The sequence below is a fragment of the Nonomuraea sp. KM88 genome (assembly GCF_052245635.1).
Taxonomy (GTDB): Bacteria; Actinomycetota; Actinomycetes; order Streptosporangiales; family Streptosporangiaceae; genus Nonomuraea.
Genome location: NZ_JBQQCC010000021.1, coordinates 39304 through 53358, shown reverse-complemented (window position 1 = coordinate 53358; position 14055 = coordinate 39304). Strand labels below are relative to the sequence as shown.

The 14055-nt window shown below is 68.9% G+C and carries 16 protein-coding genes, 1 tRNA gene, 1 other RNA gene and 1 pseudogene; 11 read left to right on the top strand and 8 right to left on the bottom strand.

Annotated elements, in window-relative coordinates; translation table 11 throughout:
* Window positions 1-26: 26 nt before the first annotated feature.
* Window positions 27-122: signal recognition particle sRNA small type (ffs, locus tag ACTWPV_RS41500), an RNA gene on the bottom strand.
* Window positions 123-220: 98 nt separating this feature from the next.
* Here ffs and ACTWPV_RS41495 point away from each other — a divergent pair.
* Window positions 221-305, top strand: a tRNA-Ser gene (locus ACTWPV_RS41495).
* Window positions 306-444: 139 nt separating this feature from the next.
* Here the strand turns inward: ACTWPV_RS41495 and ACTWPV_RS41490 are convergent.
* A pseudogene (locus tag ACTWPV_RS41490) lies at window positions 445-596 on the bottom strand (IS701 family transposase); the annotation flags it as partial.
* A gap of 190 nt (window positions 597-786) precedes the next feature.
* On the opposite strand from ACTWPV_RS41490, the gene ACTWPV_RS41485 reads away from it, so the two are divergent.
* Window positions 787-1269: a GNAT family N-acetyltransferase gene (locus ACTWPV_RS41485; RefSeq protein WP_443155982.1), complete on the top strand. Its 483-nt coding sequence runs from the start codon at window positions 787-789 to the stop codon at window positions 1267-1269.
* 4 nt (window positions 1270-1273) lie between these two features.
* Window positions 1274-1774, top strand: coding sequence for a GNAT family N-acetyltransferase (locus ACTWPV_RS41480; RefSeq protein WP_443155981.1), 501 nt, complete (start codon window positions 1274-1276; stop codon window positions 1772-1774).
* 292 nt (window positions 1775-2066) lie between these two features.
* Here ACTWPV_RS41480 and ACTWPV_RS41475 read toward each other — a convergent pair whose 3' ends face one another.
* Window positions 2067-2579 (bottom strand): DinB family protein, encoded by a 513-nt coding sequence (locus ACTWPV_RS41475; protein ID WP_443155980.1) that lies wholly within the window; start codon window positions 2577-2579, stop codon window positions 2067-2069.
* A 398-nt stretch (window positions 2580-2977) separates the two neighbouring features.
* Here ACTWPV_RS41475 and ACTWPV_RS41470 point away from each other — a divergent pair, with 398 nt between their 5' ends.
* From ACTWPV_RS41470 to ACTWPV_RS41455, 4 genes are all read left to right on the top strand, one after another.
* Entirely contained in the window at window positions 2978-3640 is a 663-nt protein-coding gene (locus ACTWPV_RS41470) for a hypothetical protein (protein WP_443155979.1), read from the top strand.
* Window positions 3641-3749: 109 nt separating this feature from the next.
* Window positions 3750-3977 carry a class I SAM-dependent methyltransferase gene (locus ACTWPV_RS41465; RefSeq protein WP_443155978.1) on the top strand — a complete coding sequence of 76 codons (228 nt, stop codon included), beginning with the start codon at window positions 3750-3752 and terminating at the stop codon, window positions 3975-3977.
* Complete coding sequence (locus ACTWPV_RS41460; protein ID WP_443155977.1) at window positions 3974-4414, top strand: hypothetical protein; 441 nt, start codon at window positions 3974-3976, stop codon at window positions 4412-4414. The genes ACTWPV_RS41465 and ACTWPV_RS41460 overlap by 4 nt, the downstream gene beginning before the upstream one ends.
* A 234-nt stretch (window positions 4415-4648) precedes the next feature.
* On the top strand, window positions 4649-5227 hold the full coding sequence (locus ACTWPV_RS41455) for a dihydrofolate reductase family protein (RefSeq protein WP_347647562.1): 579 nt from the start codon (window positions 4649-4651) through the stop codon (window positions 5225-5227).
* On the opposite strand, the gene ACTWPV_RS41450 is transcribed toward ACTWPV_RS41455, so the two are convergent.
* Entirely contained in the window at window positions 5209-5919 is a 711-nt protein-coding gene (locus ACTWPV_RS41450; RefSeq protein WP_443155976.1) for a helix-turn-helix domain-containing protein, read from the bottom strand. The two genes, ACTWPV_RS41455 and ACTWPV_RS41450, sit on opposite strands and share 19 nt — an antisense overlap.
* Before the next feature lie 77 nt (window positions 5920-5996).
* Entirely contained in the window at window positions 5997-6302 is a 306-nt protein-coding gene (locus ACTWPV_RS41445; protein WP_443156052.1) for a GNAT family N-acetyltransferase, read from the bottom strand.
* 561 nt (window positions 6303-6863) lie between these two features.
* Here ACTWPV_RS41445 and ACTWPV_RS41440 point away from each other — a divergent pair.
* Window positions 6864-7208, top strand: coding sequence for a hypothetical protein (locus tag ACTWPV_RS41440; protein ID WP_443155975.1), 345 nt, complete (start codon window positions 6864-6866; stop codon window positions 7206-7208).
* A gap of 353 nt (window positions 7209-7561) precedes the next feature.
* Here the strand turns inward: ACTWPV_RS41440 and ACTWPV_RS41435 are convergent, their stop codons facing one another.
* A complete protein-coding gene (locus ACTWPV_RS41435; RefSeq protein ID WP_443155974.1) occupies window positions 7562-10384 on the bottom strand; it encodes a BTAD domain-containing putative transcriptional regulator in 2823 nt (940 codons plus the stop codon).
* 247 nt (window positions 10385-10631) lie between these two features.
* Here ACTWPV_RS41435 and ACTWPV_RS41430 point away from each other — a divergent pair, with 247 nt between their 5' ends.
* Window positions 10632-10829 (top strand): hypothetical protein, encoded by a 198-nt coding sequence (locus ACTWPV_RS41430; protein WP_443155973.1) that lies wholly within the window; start codon window positions 10632-10634, stop codon window positions 10827-10829.
* 80 nt (window positions 10830-10909) lie between these two features.
* Here the strand turns inward: ACTWPV_RS41430 and ACTWPV_RS41425 are convergent, their stop codons facing one another.
* Both ACTWPV_RS41425 and ACTWPV_RS41420 read right to left on the bottom strand, forming a co-directional pair.
* A complete protein-coding gene (locus ACTWPV_RS41425) occupies window positions 10910-11647 on the bottom strand; it encodes an rRNA methyltransferase (protein ID WP_443155972.1) in 738 nt (245 codons plus the stop codon).
* The gene (locus ACTWPV_RS41420; RefSeq protein WP_443155971.1) at window positions 11644-12492 is read right to left on the bottom strand and encodes a TrmH family RNA methyltransferase; all 849 of its coding nucleotides are present in this window, start codon (window positions 12490-12492) and stop codon (window positions 11644-11646) included. Before ACTWPV_RS41420 ends, ACTWPV_RS41425 begins: the two co-directional genes overlap by 4 nt.
* A 127-nt stretch (window positions 12493-12619) precedes the next feature.
* Between ACTWPV_RS41420 and ACTWPV_RS41415 the strand changes: the two genes are divergently transcribed.
* Both ACTWPV_RS41415 and ACTWPV_RS41410 read left to right on the top strand, forming a co-directional pair.
* Window positions 12620-13534: an endonuclease/exonuclease/phosphatase family protein gene (locus ACTWPV_RS41415; protein ID WP_443155970.1), complete on the top strand. Its 915-nt coding sequence runs from the start codon at window positions 12620-12622 to the stop codon at window positions 13532-13534.
* Window positions 13535-13619: 85 nt separating this feature from the next.
* The gene (locus tag ACTWPV_RS41410; RefSeq protein ID WP_443155969.1) at window positions 13620-14042 is read left to right on the top strand and encodes a hypothetical protein; all 423 of its coding nucleotides are present in this window, start codon (window positions 13620-13622) and stop codon (window positions 14040-14042) included.
* Window positions 14043-14055 lie beyond the last annotated feature (13 nt).

The window sequence follows — 14055 nt, the reverse complement described above, 5'->3', positions numbered from 1 at the left end:
CCATCCCGCCTGCGAGGGGCTCTCAACGAAGAGACCCCCCGCACACCCGCCAGAGCCCGCTTATCCTTGCTGCCTTCCGGCCCTGGGGAGGTTCACAGGATGACGCCGCGCGAGGGGTCCGTTGACAGTCTAGCCGCATGCCGCAGTGCTCGCTCCATCCCCGCAGGCTCGGAGAGAAACGTGGTCTCCGTACCCCTCGGAGTCAGGTAAGCTCGTCCGCGGAGGATTCGCCTAGTGGCCGAGGGCGCACGCTTGGAAAGCGTGTAAAGGGCAACCTTTCGGGGGTTCAAATCCCCCATCCTCCGCGCCTGGTTGAGGCAGTAAACGCGAAGGGGCCGACCCCATCCAAGTCGGCCCCTTCGTCGTGTCCTGTCTCAGTTGGCCTCTTCGGAGAGCTCGTCCCCCTCCTCCCAGAGGAGGTCACCAACCTGCTTGGCCACTGTGCTGCATCCCCTCCGGTGTGAACTCGCCGGCGCACTCGCCAGTGCCGTTCTTGCGCTCCAGCCCCGGCAACAGTCCCTCGATGCACGCGCGAGCCCGCCACCGTGCTTCGCGACGCTTGAACGACCAGCCACCAGCGCGAACGCACGATCCAGACATGCAGACGAGCGGCATCGAGATGTTCTACCCTGCGCCGGCCGGGACTGGCGACTTCACTGATTCGGCGACCACCTGGGCTTTCTAGCGTGAGTGACGAACATCGTCGACCCCCGCGGCCATCGCCGCCGTCGTGGCGCTCCGCCACCTGTGTCAGGTTCCTCCCACCGGCTGAGAAAGGAACTCACCATGGTGTCCATCCGTCGTGCGACCGCCGCTGACGCGGCGACCGTCCATGGCATGATCTGCGAGATCGCCGAGCATCAGAGCCAGCGCTCCGCGATCACTTTGACCGTCGAACGGCTGAGAGAGCTGCTCACCCGACCCGAGATCACCTATCTGATCGCGGAGACGGACGGGCGAGCGGTCGGCTACGTGTCCTGGCTCCAAAGGATCAGCCTGTGGGCGGGCACGGACTATCTCGCGCTGGACGACCTCTACGTACGTGCCGGCCAGCGTGGCGACGGGGTCGGGGAGCAGCTGATGCGCGCCGCCGCGGAGGCCGCGGACGGCATGGTCATCCGCTGGGAGGTCGCCACGGCCAACGTGGGGGCACAGCGGTTCTACCAGCGCATCGGAGCCGACCTGTTCACCAAGGTGATCTGCCGGTGGCAGGTGGCGGAGCCGGTGACTTCGAGGGCCGAGAGCCCGCACTCGGCCGGCGAGGAGTGAAGTTGTGGAGCTGCGTCGGGCGAGAGATGAAGACGCGCCGGCGGTCGCCCGCATCTGGCACGAAGGGTGGGGCGACGGGCACCGGGGAAACGTGCCCGACGAACTCGCCGCGGTCCGGACCCCGGAGTCGTTCGGGGAACGCGCCGCGCGACGCGTCGGGGACACGGTCGTCGCGACCGTCGAGGGTGCCGTGGCCGGGTTCGTGATGGTGGCCGAGGAAGAGGTGGAGCAGGTCTACGTGGCCAGGCGACACCGGGGCACCGACGTGGCGACCGCGCTGCTGGCCGAGGCGGAACGCCGTGTCGCGGCGAACGGTCACTGGCGGGCCTGGCTCGCGGTGGTCGCCGGCAATGTCCGGGCCCGGAGGTTCTACGAGCGCAAGGGGTGGGTCGACGAGGGTCCGTTCGACCACCTCGCACCGAGCGCGGACGGGCTCATCACCGTCCCGGCGCATCGCTACGTGAAAGTCCTCGGCGGTCCGGGGGACGACCGGGCCGAGGGCTGAGTTCCGCAGCAGGGGCGCCCGTACCGGGCGGTGAGCGACCATGGGTCGGCCCGTGCAGCATCCGGCTCTCGGTCCACGGCATGCCGGCCCTGCTGCGCCTGTCCGACATTCGCAGCACGACCCACCGGCCTGCGGCAGCAGCGCGACCTCGCCCACCGGCTCAAAACCCGCGTCCACCACGGCGGCGCGCGCCCTCCTGCCGGGGCCGGGGCTGGTGCAGAGACACCTCCGTCGCCGACGACCAGTGCCTACGCCCTGTCGACGCGGCAGGGCGAACGCCGTCTGATCGGCGCTATACGCCGGTGGTGCCGTCGATGCGCTCCCGGAGCAGGTCGGCGTGGCCATTGTGGCGGGCGTACTCCTCGATCATGTGAACGTAGATCCAGCGGAGGCTGACGTCCTGTTCCATGAAACGACCGGTGTCGGCCAGAGCGCGCTCGGCGCAGTGCTCGCGGGCATGGGCGATCTCCGCGCGCCAGGTGGCCAGAGCGTCGGACAAGGTGGCGCCCTTCGCCAGCTCAAAGCCGCCGTCGGGGCCACGGGGGTCAGCTTGCGGGTCGTAGATGGGCGGGGCTTGTTCTCCGGCGAACACGCGGCGGAACCAGCTCCGCTCCACCTCTGCCATGTGCTGGACCAGGCCGGTTACCGTCAAGCCGGACGGTGGCACGGATGCTACGGAGGCCTGCTCGTCGTCCAGGCCCTCGCACTTCATGGCGAGTGTTGTGCGGTGAAAGTCAAGCCAGCTTTCGAGCGTGGTGCGCTCGTCGGCGTTCAGGGGCGGCATGGGACGTTCGCTGGGACTCATCGGTAGATTATCGCCAGCGGCCACAACGTTCGGTACGCAGGGCTCGCGTAAGGGCGAACGTCGCCTGATGCGGCACTTCGGTGAACCGGTGGCGGGCGGACAACGTCATCAGTGGTGTGAGACCCATCCACTGGACTGGCGTGGTCGCAGCGGCGGTCCTGCTTCTCGCGGCGGTCGTCCTGAGTCGGGGCAGGGTCGGCGAGCCTGTGCCACCGGTGCCGGCTTCGTGTCCGCAGCGGTGGGAAAGCAGCGAGATCGGCCACTGGGTTCCAGCGGCCGCCGATCTCGACGGGGTTGAGGACTCGCTCGTGCCCGGTAGACCGACAAGCGCGTTGATCTGCTCCTACCCCGGTCAGAACTCGAGACCGGGCAGGGGGTCGCTCGCCGGATCACGGATCTTGACCGACCAGGCCAAGTCGATGGCCCACGACCTGGGATATCTTCCTGTCACCACCGATCGTGTCGGAAAGATGTGCACGCTGGTGGGCGGCCAGATGACCAACTACCTCATCCGGTTCGCCTACGCCGATGGCCAGGCGCTGTGGGTGGGCAGCGCCGAAGAGGTCAACTCCTGCGTCACGACCACCAACGGCACAGTCGTCAGCAATTCATACATCGGGCCCAGCATCACCGCCGCCTACCACACCGGGACCTGGACACTCCTCCCGCCCAAGGACCCCTGCGACCCGGCGACCGGGCGGCGGGGACAGGATGAGCAGATGGTGCCCGATGGGGCGATCAAGGTGCTGGTCTGCCGGGATAAGCAGAGCGGGAGCGCTACACCGCACCCATCTGACGGGCTGGAGCATGGGCAGCAGCAGGCGCGCGAGTTGGCGGCGGAGCTGAACTCGCTGAAGGCCGAGCCGGGCGGGAACACGTGCAGGGAAACCGGCGATGGACGACGGGAAATGTTCCTTCTGCACTTCGGCTACGCGGAGGGACCGCCGGCCTGGGTGCGGATCCTTTCCCGTTGCAGGCCCTCGGTGAACAACGGGGTGCTCGTGGGAGATCTGAACGATGCGCTTCTTGATCGAGTAAGCCGGCTGGCGCCGCCTGCCTGAGGCCCGGCCGAGACCTGCTCGGCTTGCACTGCCGGGCGGCGCCCCTTTCTGCGCCTTGTTGTCCCGATCGCTACGGTCCGGGCTCCGGAGTCGGTCTATGGTCCCATCCGTGGAGGACCTGTTCGGCGGCGCCGCTCCGTACTACGCCAGATACCGCCCGGGCTACGGCGAGGCGGTGATCGCGCACCTGGCGGAAACGCTCGGCTCGGACAGCCGAGTGCTGGATCTCGGCTGTGGCCCTGGGACGATCGCGATCCCGCTGGCCCCAGGAGTGAAGGCGGTATTCGCTGTGGACCCGGCGCAGGAGATGCTCGCCGAGGGCAGGCGCCTGGCGTGATGGAACTGGACGAACTGCTGCCGCCCGGCGGCGCAGTGGCGCTGGTCAGCCCGACGAGGCAGCAGGGAGAGCCGTGGCAGCCGGACGCGCAACCGTGGCAGGGGGTCGAGAGGCGGGTATGCGAGGAGTTCGGGCTCGACATCCACACCGCCGCCAACTCCTTCCACGCCACCGGCGAGCACCACCACGAGATGTTGGCCGCCTCGCCTTTCAGCAGCATGCAAGCCCGCGAATTCAGCCGCCTTCTGACCTGGGACGTAGACGGGTTGATCGGGCTCCAGCTTTCCTACTCCTACAGCTCACCCTCCCGGCTCGGCGACAACCTGCCTGCCTTCGTCAGGACCCTGCGACAAGCGCTGCTCGACGACAACCCAGCAGGCCGGTGGGAACAGATACTTGCCATCGAGGTGCTGGTCGCCAGACGGCCCCGGCGCTGACCCAGCCCGGTGCTACCCCGAGACCTGGAAGCCGTCATCCGCTGGGCCGCCATCAACGGCGTCCTCCGTCGGATCACTGGCGGACAACCTGCCCGCCGGCAGCTCCGCCGCACCTTCACCTGGACCTGATCAACATCGCACACTGACCAAGGTGTCGTTTCTGTCCAAGACGGCTACCGCGGCCGTGATCTAGCGTGGAGCCGGCAGTACGCCCGAGCATGAGGAGACAGCACAGTGCGTAACTTGGTCTACACCGGTTTCATGTCACTCGACGGCGTCGTGGACTCGCCTGGCGGCGGGCCAGGGGAAGAACACCGTAGCGGCGGGTGGGTGTTCAAGGACCTCGAGTTCGTCCCCGAAGCCTGGTCGCTGAAGGGTGAGGAGCTCACCGACACGACGGCGCTGATGTTCGGCCGTCGCAGCTATGAGGCGTTCGCGGCGGTCTGGCCCGGCTCGGAGGACCACGCCAGCTACAAGGAGCTGCCCAAGTATGTGGTGTCGACCACGCTGTCTGACGACGCCATCGTCAACGGGTGGGGGCTGACCACGATCCTGCGCTCGACCGAGGACGTCGCCGCGCTCAAGGAGGGTGAGGGCGGCGCGATCTTCATCCACGGGAGCGCGGAGCTGGCTCGGCGGCTGTCGGACGCGGGTCTGATCGACCAGTACAACCTGCTCGTCTTTCCCGTGCTGCTCGGCGCCGGGAAGAGCCTGTTCGGCCGGGCCGACCGAGACAAGCACATGCTGACGCTGCGAGAATCGGAGAGCTACTCGAACGGGATCCTGAAGCTGGTTTACGACGTCAGGCGTTGATCCAGGTCGAGGGCGATCGCGCCGCCGGAGCCCTCGCGCAGCTGCCTGACGGTGCGTCCGACGTGGGAGCGCAGTGCCCGGGCCAGGTGCGGCTCGTCGAAGTAGTCGAGCTCGGCAACGACGTCGGCGGCCGGGTCGCCGGCAGCCAGCAGCTGCGCCGCCGTGCGGGCGCGCTCGATCTGCCGGACGGTGCCCTGCGTCAGCCCAGTCGCGGCGCGGAACCGGCGTTCGACCGTGCGCCCCGAGACGGCCGGACGGTGACCCCGCAGCACCTCGACGAGGAGCAGGTCACGGACCACGATCCCGGCCCGGACGAGGCTTTCGACCAGAGCCTCGGCGTCGTCGAAACTGGGCGTCTCCCAGCGCGCGCCATCCAGCCGGAACGTCCGGCGCGTGGTGTCGGGGAGCCCGATGCCGCCGTCGACCAGCGCCAGCGTGGGCACGGCCCGCAACGAGGTGCCCACGGCGAACTCGATGCCCGTGAAGGTCGCGCCCTCCGGCACCGGCGCCGTGCCGGTCCGGGTCTCGGGACCGGTGGTGCCCGCGTACGCCCGGCCGGCGTGTTGCCAGAACACCAGGCCCCAACGCACCCCTGCGACGGACGTCATTGCAGTGACCTGCTCGCTCGTGCATGCCCACACGGTGTCGACCCACGCCGAGTCCGACTCGCGCGTCTTGAACCGCAGTTCCACGGGGGAAGAATACGTGGCTTCGCGTTCTCCGTGGCTTGCCCGGCTATGCGGCTTTGCGCTACGGCAAGCTGTGCACTTCACGTCTGCACCCGAGAATCGTCACGCCGGTAGGTGTAGAGGATGAGCCCCTTGTGGAACTTGCCCACCTTGTCGTAGAGCGCGCGAGCCGGGGCGTCTTCCAACGTGTTCCAGTAGAGGCCTGGGAAGCCGTGCTCCCTGGCGTCCCGTGCCACCCACTCGATCACTGCCGTCGCGATACCCCGCCGCCGGACTTCCTCGTCCACGAACAGGTCCGCCAGATAGCATCTCCCGGCGTACCAGACACTGGCGTGGAACAGGTAGTGCGCGATGCCGACCATCCTGCCGTCCAGCTTGGCGGCGATCCCGCGTGCCTGCTCGTCGTCGAGCAGGCGTCGCCAGGCCGTTCGTAGTCGTCGTCGCCACGTTGGACCTGGAAGTACGTGTCTTTGCCGCGGGCCAGCGACTCCCAGCAGGCGCGGTCGGATTCGGTCAGGAAGTCGATCTCCATCACCAACGCGTGAAACCCCTCACGCGAGGCCTGGGCAGCGCCACGACGATCGCCGCCGCGACCACGCCCATCCATCCGGCCGATTCCTGAAACCCTCGCTCGACGTAGGTACTCTCCCCATCACCCAGCCGCCGGTCGATCCGGTCCTGCTCGACCTCCGTCGTTCCGTCTGTTGCGGTCTAGCGTCAGGGCAGGTGAGACGAGAAATGAAAGGCAGCAGTCACTGTTTCGTAGCGTCCGGTGTACTGAACGTAGTTATGGAGCGCGAGCCGCGAGCCGGGGGTGGCAGCGCTGACAGTGGACAGGGTAAGCGGCGCAGGCGGCCGGAGCATGGTTCGGCGTCGTGGCGGGGTGAGCCAGCGGCGTAGTAATTGGCAAGCCACTTAGGGTAATATAGCCTGCTAATCTGTACCGAATGAAGATCATGAAGCGAATCGGGGTCATCGCGGCGGTCGGGGCGCTCGCCTGGGCTGCCACGGTATCCACGGCCAGCGCGGACACGTGGGCCTGGCATGGGTCAGACTATGCCGTTACGTCATACTATGACCACAATCTCACGGCGTGCGACAAGGAGACGGACGGTCACGGTGTGACCGCGTATGGCATCTTCTGGCACCCGCAGAACGGTAATATGACGCTGACGGTCACCGACGGCGGTGACGAGGGCTGCGGCGGCGCCAACACCGGCGGCTATAAGATTAACCAGATCAAAATATGCGAGAACACCGTCGGCTGCAGCAGTTGGAAAGACGTAACCTGATCAGTGCGCATGCCACCGGTGTGGCCGATGCATCTGCGGAAGCTGTGAACGGCGACATACGCCGAATGTGACATGTGACGGGTCATCGGACGGTCCGCGCAGCGAACCACATTCGCCCGGCCCATCCGGCCTGGTGACAGGTCGCGCGACACACTCTCACAACCAACGTTCCCGCAGCTCAAACCTGCAAGTAGCCCGTCACACATGATATGACGGGCTACTTGCCTTGTGACGGCCTGTCGGCATGCGCGTGTACAGCCTGCTTGTCGAGCAAGGGCTCAGCCAGGAGACGTGACGAAGTGGAAAGGGTACGCGGGCATGGGTCTCAGGCCGGATAAGATCCGCCACTCGTTTCAGAGCATGTTCTTGATCGGCTGAGGCGTTTCCGGCACCTCCTGGGCGAGGATCCCGGTCGCTTCCCTGGGCGTGAGCAGTCGGGCCTCGCACAGGAGGCGGACGGACTCCTCCCACTGTTCCCGGGCCTCGCCGTGGCGTTCGAGATCGTGCAGCGTGGTGCCGAACCACCATCGCGTGACTGCTTCTTTCAGGCGGTATCCCGACTCCCCGAGCAGCCGCACGGCCGTCGCATAACTTTCGGCCGCCTCGGTCGGCCGGCCGGCGTGACGGTAGACGTCGCCCAGCGAACCGTGCGCCACGCCCGCATCGGCGAGCGGGTTTCCTCCCTCCCGCGGCTCCACCAGCCGGCGTGCTTCCGCGATCGCCTCGTCGAAGCGCCCCTGTCGGTAGTAGACGTGCACCTGGTTGTTGCGGATCGTGGCCGCGGCCCCAGGGCGTCCGGCGTCGTCGTTGAGCTCCAACGCGGACTCCAGATAGCCGAGGGCCTCGTCAAGACGGCCCACGATCGTGTTGATGACCCCGAGGTTGTTGAGCGCCCCCGCCTTGCGCCGAGGCAGGCCGGCGCGGTCCCAGTCGAGGAGAGCCGTCTCCAGGTGTGCGATGGCGGCGTCGTAGCGGCCCTGGTCTCGGTAGACCCAGCCGAGAAAGCTGCGGAGCTGAGCCTTGTCCTCCCAAGCCCCGACACGATCGGCCACCTCGATGGCGTGCAGGTAGAGATCGGCCAGTTGGGTGTGCCACCCCTGGAAGCAGAACGGCCAGTGGAGTCCGACGGCCAGGCCGATGGCGGTGGCCGGGTCAGGGCCGGCCAGCGCCTGCTGCGCGGCGGCGACCAGGTTGTCCCGCTCGCTCTGGACCCATCGTCCCGCCTCGGCCAGGTCCTTGAAGATGTTGTCGGGCAACTCGACGGGGCATCGCAGTACGGGATCGCTGTTGATCACGGTGCTCGCCATCCACAGGGTGGTCAGGTAGTGGTGAAGCACACGCCGTACGGCGGTGGTGCGTTCCTCCTCGGACGGGTCCTGGTGCGCCCGCTCGCGGGCATAGAGACCGACCAGGTCGTGGAACCGGTAGCGGTCGGCGCCGGGCTCAAGGAGGCGGGCGTCCTGTAAGCGTTCCAGGGCGGCTTCGGCGCGGTGGTGGGGCCAGCCGGTCAGGGCGGCGGTGGCGGCGGAGGTGTAGGTGGGCAGGTCGAGCAGGCCGAGCAGGGGCAGCAGGTGGGCGGCGTCGCGGCCGGCGGGTTCTTCTCGCAGGTGGTGATGGCTGACCGCGATGCCGGCTCGGATGGCCAGGTCGTCGTACTCCAGCATGTCCAGGCGGCGGGTGGCGTCGGCCAGCCGCTTCTCCAGGTCGGCCAGGGTCCAGTCGGGGCGGGCGGCCAGGCGGGCGCCGACGATCCGCAGGGCGAGCGGGAAGCCGCCGCACAGGTGGACGATCCGTTCGGCGGCGTGTGGTTCGGCGTGTACCCGGTCGGGTCCGGCCAGACGGGACAGCAGGGCGACGGCGTCGGCGGCGTTCAGCGTGCCCAGGTGGAGGTGGCGAGCGTTGTCCAGGGTGGCCAGCCCGTCCCGGCACGTGATCAGGACCCGGCAATCGGGGCCGGCGGGGATGAGCGGGCGGATCTGGCGGACGTCGCGGGCGTTGTCCAGGATCACCAGCAGATTGCACGTCGAGGTCAGGGAGCGGTAGCGGGCGGCTGCCTCGTCGGGATCGGTGGAGGTCGCGGCGCCGTCCAGGCCCAGGGAGCTCAGCAGATGGCGCAGGGCTTGGGCCGTGGTCAGCGGATCGAGTCCGGGAGTGGATCCGTGCAGGTTGACGTAGATGACGCCGTCGGTGAACCGGGCAGCCGTGGCGTGGGCGACGTGGACGGCCAGGGCGGACTTGCCGATGCCGCCGGGGCCGTCGATCACGGTGACGGACGGTCCGTGGTCCAGGCTCCCGTCCGGGCCGAGTGCGGTGCGCAGCTGGTGGATCTCGGCGGCACGGGCGGTGAAGGTGTGGGTGTCGGCGGGCAGTTCGGCAGGGATGTACCGTCCGCTGACCGTGACCTGCTGGGCCGGGGTGGTCAGGTCGAGGACGGGGTCCTTGGCCAGGACGGCCTGGTGCAGGCGGCGGAGTTCGGTGCCGGGTTCGAGACCGAGTTCGGTGATCATGACCCGGCGGGTGTCCTGGTAGACGGCGAGCGCTTCGGATGAGCGCCCGGCGCGGTGCAGCGCGAGCATGAGCTGGGCCGCGGGGCGTTCGCGCAGGGGGTGAGCACGCACGTGCACGGCCAGCTCGGCGGCCACCGCGTGATGGTCCCCCGCGGCGAGGCGGAGATCGGCGTGGTCCTCCAGGACGGTGAGGTGCTCTTGCTCCAGGCGGGTGGCTTCGATGCGTGCCCAGGGAGCGGTCAGTTCGGCCAGGGGTTCGCCCCGCCACAACTGCAGAGCTTCGCGGAACAGGGCGTCCGCGGTGGCCGATGCGCCCTGCGACTGGCCGGTGCGGGCGCGTTTGGCCAGGCGCAGGAACAGGTGAGCGTCGATGTGGACGGGTTCGAGCGCGAGCCGGTAGCCGCCGGGCACGGTGTGGATGATCTCTTCGGCGGTGTGGGGTCCGAGCGTTTGGCGTAGTTTGGAGATCACGATGTGGAGCTGTTTGGCCGCGGTCGCCGCGGAGCTGTCTCCCCATATGTCGGAGAGGATGCGCTCGGCGTTCACGGCCTGCCCCGGGTTCAGGGCGAGTCTGGCCAGCACACCGATACGTCGATGCCCGGCGAGCTGCACCGGTCCGTCAGCGGCCAGGACCTGCCACGGGCCGAGGAATCGGATCTCCAGCGTCACGAGGAGCGGCACTCTCCTTCGAGCAAGTCGGCAATGGGACGGACGAGGCCGATCGCGCCGCTGGAACGGCGGTGTCGTGCTTCGCCTGTGCAGGTATAAACGTGCGCACTTACAGGTGTCTTTCACACCGCCAGGCCACCGATCACTCTGGCAGGATGTCCCGCGTTTGTCGGGTGTTCACCTGACGCAGTCGCCTTCCTCCCGTGCAATAGGGTCGGTACCCCAGCCTTACATGGAGGAGCGTGTCGTGATTTCTGCGTCCAAGACCATCACCCCTGGTGCGCATCGCGTGGGAGGCCTCGTGAAGCACGCCAGGCTGCTCAAGAAGCTCGCCGTCGTGGCCGCGGCGGGTCTTCTCGCGCTCGGCATCGGCGTTGCGACCGCGTCTTCCGCCTCCGCAGGCGGACCCTCCGGCGAGATCTCCGCCATGCCCGCCTTCAAGTAGTCCCACGGCAGCGCCGGCACTGAGCCCGGCGTGCATGTCATTGGGGACTGAACCGGCCACCCGGGAGTCAGCGGATCTGTTCAGGGGGCGGAGGTCCGGAACAGCGCGACCGCCCGGGTGCCGATCTTGAAGGACGTCCGGGACCGTGTCCCGTGGTCCACGGGAACCTTGCGGCCTCGTACGGTCACCGCGATCACGCTGCCAGGCGGGAGCACCGCCGTCAGGGCGGCGACCATGCCGGTGACTCCTGCCGTCGCCCCGGAGCCGTGCCAGCGGGTCTGTTCGCCGTAGGGGACGTCGGTGATCACGATGTCGGGCACAGGGTGCCCGAGTGCCCGCCGAAGCTGGTCGGGGTCGAACACGTCGGCCTGGCGCACCGCGTGCGGCACGTCCCCTCCGGCGGCGTCGAGCTCGGCGGCGAGCCGGTGGGCGGCATGCGCCGCCGCGCCGTAGGCCGGCTTGCCGAAGCGGACGGAGCGTGCCTCGAGGTCGGCGGCGCGGGCGGCCAGGCCGGCCCGGCTCAGCAGGGCGAGATTGCGACCGGCGAGGCTCAGCGCTTCGGGGTCGAGGTCGGAGGCCAGCACGGAGGCGATCCGGCTCCGGTGCGACAACGCCAGAACGGTCAGGAGGTAACCGCTGCCGCAGCATGGATCCCAGACCACGGCGGGCCGGTCGCCGCCACGCAGGGCCAGCGCGCGCTGGAGGATCTCGCTGGCCAGCCGGACGGGGAAAGCGGGAAACCCCGCGGCGGAGTGCAGCACCGAGCCGCTGGACAGGTCGCGGTAGTCGGTCCGTACGGTCGCGTGGCGGTAGCTCATCGGGGGCGGCTCGCCCCGCGCTGGCGGGCGGCCTCGTACAACGCCACGGTCGCCGCGCTGGCGGCGTTCAGCGAACTGGCCGAGCCGGACATCGGGATGCGCGCCATCGTGTCGCACGCCTGCCGCCATCCCGCGCTCAGCCCGGTGGTCTCGTTACCGAAGACCAGCAGGGTGGGGCCGGTCAGGTCCAGGTCGGCGAGGTCGGGAGTGCCGTTCTCGTCGGTGCCCACCACCGTCAGTGGCAGCCCCTGGTCGCGTAGCTCCGCGACCCACGCCAGCACCTCCCGGTGCGAATGGCAGCGCACCACCGGCAGCGCGAGCAGCGACCCGGTGGATGCACGCACGGATCGGGGGTCGTAGGGGTCGGCGGCGTGGCCGGTGATGATCAGCCCTTTTCCGCCGAACGCGTCCAGCGAGCGTGCCATCGTCCCGATGTTGCCGGGGTTGTTCGGCCGGTCGAACACCGCACCCAGGAAGGACGGCCCCGCCTGGACGCGGGACAGCTCGTCGTCCGGCAGCTCGGCCACCGCCACCAGCTCGGGTGTGTCCTCGTCCTTGCCGCCCAGCTCCCGCAGCAGCTCGGCGGACATGGCCACCCGCCCGCCGCCGGCCACCTTCAACATCTGCTTCGCCCAGGTGGACAGCGGCCGCTCGGCGTCATAGATGAGCGCACGCACCGGCCAGCCGAACTCGACCGCCAGGCTGATCGGGCGCACCCCCTGGATCAGGAACTCTCCGGCCCGCTGCCGCTTGGCCCGGTTGCCCAGCAGCGCCTGCCACTGCTGGAACCGTGCGTTGGCACGCGTGATGTGCAGCTCCCCCGACACCGATCGTCCCCGGTTCATCACGCTCTCCAGAATAGGACCCCAGGCGACGGCCAACCGTCGACGGCGTGGGCCATGCGCTACGACGTGCGCGGGGCGCCGCCGCTCCTAAAACAAACCGAAATCGCTCTTGTCTACGCTGCGCCCCATGTTCACGAAATCCCTATGGGCGGGAGCGGCCGTGGTGCTGGCCGTGCCGCTTCTGTCCCTGCCCGCCGCCGCGGCGCCGGAGCTCCGCGTCATCTCATGGAACATCTGCGGCGAGGCGGGCGGCGAACGCGGCGACGCCGGCTACTGCCCGTACCGCAATGAACCGGACAAGAAGGTGCAGCAGATCGCCGGTCTCGTGTCCGAGCACAAGGCGAACGTGGTGCTGCTCCAGGAGGTCTGCGGTGTCGCCGCCGACAGCCACATGGAGCTGTTGAAGGCGGCCCTCGGCCCCGGCTGGTCCTTCGCCCGAGCCGACGGCGCTCGCCCCGACGGCCGCGTCGACTGCCGTGGCTCCCTGTCGGGCAACCTCGGCCTCGGCATCGCGGTCAGGTCGCGGATCATCGATACCAAGGTCACGCAGACGCTGCCCCCCGACACCACGGGAAAGAGCAAGCAGACCCTGCCGACGCTGTGCGTGCGTACGGCGAACTGGACCGGCACCCGGATCTGCACCACCCACGTGCTCGCCGACCCCGCGGACCCACGCCGTCCGCAGCAGGTCAGGAACATCAAGACCGCGGTGTCCGCAGGCGGCCTCGACGTGGTGCTCGGCGGCGACTTCAACCTGTTCCCCGGCTCGGCGGAGCTGCGGCCGCTGTCCAGCGCGTACGAGGAGTGCGACGCCGGCGGCGCGAAGCGCAACGAGGTCACCCACCACGCCTGGACCAACGGCAAGCACGTCTACCGCAAGCGCGACCACGTCTTCGCCACTAAGGCCGGCACGAGCAGGCGCTTCACCTCCTGCGACGCCGACCAGTCGCTCATGGACCGCACCGCGAACGAGCCGGACAGCGGCCCGCCGAACGGATACTCCGACCACGCGCCCCTGATCGGCTACCTGCCGGGAGCGTGAGTGCGGCGCCGGCCGTGGCCGCCCCATTGGGTACGGCTAAGGTGTGCGGATGGGAGAAAGTCGCCCAAAACCGGCACGGTCCAGGATGTCCTGGATCTATCCGGCGATGCTCGTGCTGGTGCTCGCCGACCTGTTCCTGATCGGCGTCCTGCCCGGCGGCCTGAGCATCCACAGCGTGGTCGGGCTGGCGGTGGCCTCGGCGGTCGGCCTGCACCTGGTCGACCAGCGTGGCTGGATCAAGCGTACGGCCCGCCGGCTGCTGTCACGGCGAGGGCTGCGGGGGACGATGCGGCGCGTCGGGATACGGGACGGCCTGCTGCTGGCCGCAGGCATCGCGCTGACCGTCACCGGGCTCGTGCAGTGGAACGGCGTACCGGCCGCCAGGCCGTGGCACAGCACGGCGACCGTGGCCTTTCTGGTCACCGCGGGCGTGCACCTCTGGGGTAACCGGCACAGGCTGGCCCACCGCGTGAGAGAGGCCGGCCGCCTGCTCCGGCCGGGCCGCTGAACTCCCCCGAACG